The sequence below is a fragment of the Bacillus sp. NMCC4 genome (assembly GCF_002998555.1).
GTDB lineage: Bacteria > Bacillota > Bacilli > Bacillales > Bacillaceae > Bacillus.
Window position 1 is genome coordinate 1 of the sequence record NZ_PVRA01000020.1, and the last position, 1,163, is coordinate 1,163.

Consider the following 1,163-nt stretch of genomic DNA (forward strand, 5'->3'; position numbering starts at 1 on the left):
ATCAGGTTGATAGGTCTGAGGTGGAAGCGTGGTGACACGTGGAGCTGACAGATACTAATAGATCGAGGACTTAACCTATATTCTAATGTGAAGCTTGAACATTGTTATCTAGTTTTGAGAGAACATTCTCTCCATCAGGTTTGGTGGCGATAGCGAAGAGGTCACACCCGTTCCCATACCGAACACGGAAGTTAAGCTCTTCAGCGCCGATGGTAGTTGGGGGTCTCCCCCTGTGAGAGTAGGACGCCGCCAAGCTTTTCTAAGGATCAGTTCCATACGGAACTGGTCTTTTTTGTTTTTTTGAAAAAATTACTTCTATTAAATCACTTTGTAAAGTGAGAAGTGATGATTTAGTAAATGCCTCATCGATAAGTTGATCTTTCCGTCCGTCTCACTTTCATGTATTTTCATTGAACAACGCAGCTGTTGTTTATGGGTCGGCCGTTCAATTCGTTTAGGATGAAGATCAAAAGCATAGAAAGCAGCTAATAAGAATTTTCTTTGGCAGCCAGATACAGAGGACTGTTTAGAGACACACTAGATGACTGAGTATCGCAACACTTACAGTTGAATTTTTCGCTCGCTCTAAGTAAGAATAAGAAAGAATCAACACTAACTTGATACCCTAGTAACACTTTAATATTGAAGATAGTAAAGAACAGCATCATTTAAGGACATTTTTACATGAAAATGATTTCCCAGAAAAATAAAATAATAAAAGAATTCCTTCTCTAGATGATTTGTATGAGAAGATATATTGAATAAAATAAGCATATAAAAAGCTTGAAAAGGGTAATTTCACATCAATAAAGCTTTATTAGAGCCCTTTTTAACAAAAAAACATAAAAAGATGAAAAAAAGACTTTTAAAATGATGAGACAAGTGGTAGAATTCTTTAGGTGCCTTAACGAAAAGACGAAAAAACAACGTTAAAATAAATTCAAAAATTATTTTAAAAAAGTCTTTACAAACAATATCTTATCGTTATATAATACTATTTGTCGGATCGAGAGACATTCGAAATGACAACACAATATGGAGGATTAGCTCAGCTGGGAGAGCATCTGCCTTACAAGCAGAGGGTCGGCGGTTCGAGCCCGTCATCCTCCACCATATTTATTCTTACATAATGTTAGGATAGATAAAGCCGGTGTAGCTCAACT

General features: G+C 36.5%; 1 tRNA gene and 1 rRNA gene. Both read left to right on the plus strand.

Features of this window, described 5'->3' with window-relative positions:
- Nucleotides 1-139: 139 nt before the first annotated feature.
- Nucleotides 140-255: ribosomal RNA gene (gene rrf / locus C6Y02_RS19135) — 5S ribosomal RNA — on the plus strand.
- A 782-nt stretch (nucleotides 256-1,037) separates the two neighbouring features.
- Nucleotides 1,038-1,113, plus strand: a tRNA-Val gene (locus C6Y02_RS19140).
- The last annotated feature ends 50 nt before the right edge of the window (nucleotides 1,114-1,163 follow it).